A 4,662-nucleotide genomic window follows, 5' to 3' on the forward strand; every position below is an offset into this window, starting at 1 on the left:
CATATTCAATCATTTCTCCGCCGCGCAAAAAAGGCGGAAGTTTTTCAAGCAGCTGTTTTTTACCATAAAGAGCGCCAATTCCCATAGGAGCACAAAGCTTATGCCCCGAAAAAGCAAAAAAGTCCACGTCCAATGCCTGCACATCGATTTTTTTATGAGGCGCGCTCTGAGCTCCATCCACAACAACGTAAGCCCCCTTTCCGCCGTTTCCAACTTCATGAGCATAGCTTGCGATTTTTTCTATAGGATTTGTTATTCCAAAGACATTGCTAACCTGCGCAACCGCAACAATTTTTGTCTTGGAATTTATTTTAGCTTTTATTTCCTGCTCCGAAATTTCTGCGGAAGAATCGCACTCAAGCCACACAAGTTTCGCGCCTTTTGCATTGCAGACCATCTGCCACGGAAGAATATTCGAATGATGCTCCATGCAGCTTACAACAATTTCGTCCCCAGACTGAACTTCAGAAAGACCAAGAGTGTATGCAACAAGATTCAGGCTTTCAGAAGCATTGCGCGTAAAAATAATTTCCGCAGGCTCGCTAGCATTAAGGAATTTTGCAACAAAAGATCTTGCGTTTTCATAGTCATCAGTTGCCCTTATGCTCAAAGCGTAAAGTCCGCGCAAAGGATTGGCGTTGTTTTTTCTGTAAAAGTCAGCTTCCGCCTGAATTACACATTCCGGCCTATGAGTTGTAGCCGCGCTGTCCAAGTAAATAAGCCCTTCGTTTTCTGGCTGGCTGAATATCTTAAAATCGCTGCGTATTTCTTGTGCACTGAACATAGTTTCCTCGTTATATAATCGCTTCAACAAAAGAATTGATTTCTTCCACAAGGCTTTCATCAGGAATAAACCGTGAAACCTTTGAAACCTTTGCCTTTGTCAAAAGCTCTCTCGCAGTCTTTTCGTCAACTCCGCGGCTCTGCATATAGAAAAGTTTTTCCATGTCAACTTTGCCAATTGAACATCCGTGGCGGCCTTCAACAGCTTCTTCATCGCAAAGAATAACAGGAAGGCTTTTGTTCACAACATCCGGGCTAAGCAAAAGAACATCCTCCTGCTCGTCTCCCACAGAATCTGCGCAGCCTTTCTTAAAGCCGATTGTGCCTCTCCAAGTTTTTTTAGCATTTTCAAGCAAAACTCCGTCTACAGAAAAACGGCTTTCACTGTATTTTCCAGTCTGAAGCGCAACCTGGTTCATGTCAAGAAAAGATTCGCCTTTTACAACATAAGCTGCTCTTCCCAAGAAACGGCTCTTATACCCTTCAAGACTGTTAAAAGTTCCGCTGAACGTTTTGTTTGCGCCAAGCTCAAGCTCTGTGATTTCTATAGCCGCATTGTCATTACACTTTGAACCAATTGAATTAAAATGCACAACGTTTTTTCCAAGTAAGTTCACGCAGCAAATATGCACGTGCGAATTTTCCTGTGCAAGAACACGGATTCTAACTCCAAGCTGAGCATTCAAAATGTCCGCTTCACTTTTATAGACAAAAATATAAGAAGCCTGCGCGTTTTCCTTTGCCTGGATTACAATATCGCAAACAGAAGCTTCGTTTTCCTGCGCAAAAAACTCAATTTTTTGAACCTGATTTTTGGATTCCGCCGTAAAAAGCAAAGTCTTTATTCCGTTTTTCTGCAAAAGAGAATCAAACTTCTTATCAAAGCCTTCTCCAAGCCCGGTTTTTATTGAATCATATAAAGCAGAATTTTCAATTTCTTTTGCGCCGGAAACTGCACCACAAGACTTAAATTCACTGCTAAACTCAAGGCGAGCCATATTTATATTCAGAAAATTCCAAGTGAGGCTCGGAAACTGATTTACGTCTATTTCAAAATTTTCCATTCACTAGCCCCTTACATGCTGCCTTTCATTTCAAGCTGAATCAAATTGTTCATTTCAACTGCATACTCAAGCGGAAGTTCCTTGCTTACAGGATTCGCAAAGCCTGAAACAATCATTGCCCTTGCATCTTCCTCGCTGATTCCGCGGCTCATAAGATAAAAAATCGCCTTGTTGGAAATACGGCCAATCTTTGCTTCGTGCCCGATGTCGCAGTCATCTGTCATTACATTCATTGCAGGAACTGTGTCGCTGCGGCTTTCGTCATCAAGCATAAGCGAAGAGCAGTCAACGCTCGCCTTTGAGTTTTTTGCGCCTTTGTTCACGACAATAGAACTTCTGTAAGTGCACTCTCCGCCGCCTTTTGAAATGGACTTGGTGTTTATTACAGTCGAAGTGTTTTTTCCAATGTGAACCATCTTTGCGCCGGTATCAAGATTCTGTCCTTTGCCTGCAAAAGTTATTCCAGTAAATTCAACGCTTGAATTGTCGCCCTTTAAAATTGTAGTCGGATACAAATATGAAATGTGGCTTCCAAAGCTACCGGAAACCCATTCCATACGTCCGTTTTCCTCAACAATGGCGCGCTTGGTATTCAAGTTGTACATATTCTTTGACCAGTTTTCAATTGTTGAATAGCGCAGCCGGGCATTTTTCTTTACATAAAGCTCAACGCAGCCTGCATGAAGATTCGCAACATTGTACTTTGGAGCGGAACAGCCTTCTATAAAGTGCAAGTCCGCGCCTTCATCCACAATAATCAATGTATGCTCAAACTGGCCAGCTCCAGCCGCATTCAGCCTGAAATATGACTGCAAAGGAATTTTTACCTTTACATTTTTTGGAACATAGACAAAGCTTCCGCCACTCCAAACAGCACCATGAAGAGCCGCAAATTTATGGTCAGACGGAGGAACAAGGTGCATAAAATATTCCTTTACCATTTTGCCCCATTCTTCGCTTTTTAAAGCAGACTCAAAATCAGTGTAGATTACGCCCTGCTCCGCAACTTCCTTTATAACATTGTGGTAAACAACTTCGCTGTCGTACTGCGCTCCCACTCCGGCAAGGCTTTCACGCTCCGCTTCTGGAATTCCAAGCTTTTCAAAAGTATCTTTTATATCTTTTGGAACATCAGCCCACTTTGCAGCCATTTCAGTCTTAGGCTTTACGTAAGTTACGATTTTTTGAATGTCCAAATCGCGGATGTCAGGTCCCCAGTCAGGCTCATTTATCTCATTGAACAAATGAAGGCTCTTTAAGCGGAACTCTTTCATCCATTCAGGGTCGCTTTTTTCTTCGCTTAGCTTTTGGACAATCGAATCGTCAAGACCTGCGCGTATTTTATAAAAGTCCTTGTCGCTTTCCTCGTAGCGAAAGTCATAAAGAGAACGGTCAATATCTGAAACTTTTGTTTTTTCTTCGCCCATAAACAATTTTCCTGATTAAAGTCCACCGTTGGTAGCGTTCATCTTTACAGCGTCCATTGCGGCTTTTGCAGCGGCGGCAAGCTGTTCCTTGCGCTCGGCATCTTTTATTTCCTGCGGAATAAAGCCGTCAAATCCTTCCTCGTTTATCTTCTGAACAAGGCTTCCGTCTCCAGTATGAACAAGCTGGCCTTTTACAATAATATTAGTTTTGTCCACGGAAAGATTTTCAAGAATTCTAGTTGAATGGGTTATTACAATCAAAGAGCCGCCGGAAGCTTCCATATATTTTTTTATTCCCTCGGAAACAATGCGGCAGGCATCAACATCAAGTCCAGAGTCTGTTTCATCAAGAATGGCAAGCTTAGGCTTAAGCATCAAAAGCTGCAAAATTTCGCTCTTCTTTTTTTCTCCACCGCTGAATCCAACGTTCAAATCGCGCGAAGCATAGCTGTGATCCATTTTTAGCAGATCCATGTTTTTTTCAAGTTCGCGGCTAAACTGCATGAGTTTTACCTTCTGGCCTGTAACCTGCTGCATGGAAGAACGGATAAACGATTCAAGCGAAACACCCGGAACTTCAAGCGGTTCCTGAAAGCTAAGAAAAATGCCTGACTTTGCCCTTTTGTCTGCGGAATCAGATGTGATGTCCTGCCCGTTAAAGATAATTTTTCCGCCGGTTACAGAATATTCAGGGCTTCCCATCAAAGTATAGCCCAAAGTTGATTTTCCAGCTCCGTTCGGTCCCATAAGAACATGGATTTCTCCGGGAGCAACGTCCAATGAAATATTTTTAAGAATCTGTTTTTCGCCAACAGATGTGCACAAATCTTGAATTGAAAGCAGCGGTTCTGCCATAAAGTTCCTCATTTTAAATGTAGTAGGCTTTTTAAACAAAAGTTCTAAAAAGTTCTCATGTATGCCTAAAATATACTGATATTATAGGAAAATTGCAATGTTTGGGAATAGACAGATGCACATTGCTCAGATCCGCGACAAAATCATCGTTGCCATCGTCGTCTTTCTCTGCAATCCTGATTTTTGCTGTCGCTCCGTCTGCAATGTCTGTTACATCGGCGCAAAGATAAACCTCATCGCCGATCAGGGCTTTTGTTATTGTCCTGCCGCTTATATCTTCCCAGCGCGGGTTTACGATTGATGGGTTCTTTTCTTCTACGTTGCTTTCTTCTGTGTCGGTCTGCGTTTCCGCCTGACTTCTGTCCTCTGAAACTGCAACTGGTTTTGCTTCCTGTGTGTTTGCACTCCGGCTGTCTATCCGTTCCCTGTCGATTTCGCTTATGCTTCTGTTGCTGCTTACTCCGCAGAAGTTTCTTTTAAGATGGCACGTTGTGAAGTATCCGTCCTGGACGCTGAAGTCGTGCTCGACAGAG

The 4,662-nt window shown here is 42.8% G+C and carries 4 protein-coding genes and 1 pseudogene; all 5 read right to left on the bottom strand.

The genetic code is table 11. The features are described from left to right. Positions 1–784: aminotransferase class V-fold PLP-dependent enzyme (locus B4C08_RS06825; protein WP_296664125.1), on the bottom strand; the 784-nt coding region annotated here is incomplete at its 3' end. A gap of 10 nt (positions 785–794) precedes the next feature. Beyond that, positions 795–1,847, bottom strand: a complete 1,053-nt coding sequence (locus B4C08_RS06830) for a SufB/SufD family protein (protein WP_296664126.1) — start codon at positions 1,845–1,847, stop codon at positions 795–797. An 11-nt stretch (positions 1,848–1,858) separates the two neighbouring features. Then, positions 1,859–3,274: a Fe-S cluster assembly protein SufB gene (gene sufB, locus B4C08_RS06835; RefSeq protein WP_296664127.1), complete on the bottom strand. Its 1,416-nt coding sequence runs from the start codon at positions 3,272–3,274 to the stop codon at positions 1,859–1,861. Between the two features lie 15 nt (positions 3,275–3,289). Continuing rightward, positions 3,290–4,129 carry a Fe-S cluster assembly ATPase SufC gene (gene sufC / locus B4C08_RS06840; RefSeq protein ID WP_296664128.1) on the bottom strand — a complete coding sequence of 280 codons (840 nt, stop codon included), beginning with the start codon at positions 4,127–4,129 and terminating at the stop codon, positions 3,290–3,292. Positions 4,130–4,184: 55 nt separating this feature from the next. Continuing rightward, positions 4,185–4,662 (bottom strand): annotated as a pseudogene (locus tag B4C08_RS06845) (hypothetical protein); the annotation flags it as partial.

The sequence above is a fragment of the Treponema sp. UBA753 genome (assembly GCF_002297325.1).
GTDB lineage: Bacteria > Spirochaetota > Spirochaetia > Treponematales > Treponemataceae > Treponema_D.

Coding starts and splice junctions, on each gene's coding strand:
- B4C08_RS06830 (WP_296664126.1), bottom strand. CDS start 1,847: ATGGAAAATTTTGAAATAGACGTAAATCAGTTTCCGAGCCTCACTTGG.
- sufB (WP_296664127.1), bottom strand. CDS start 3,274: ATGGGCGAAGAAAAAACAAAAGTTTCAGATATTGACCGTTCTCTTTAT.
- sufC (WP_296664128.1), bottom strand. CDS start 4,129: ATGGCAGAACCGCTGCTTTCAATTCAAGATTTGTGCACATCTGTTGGC.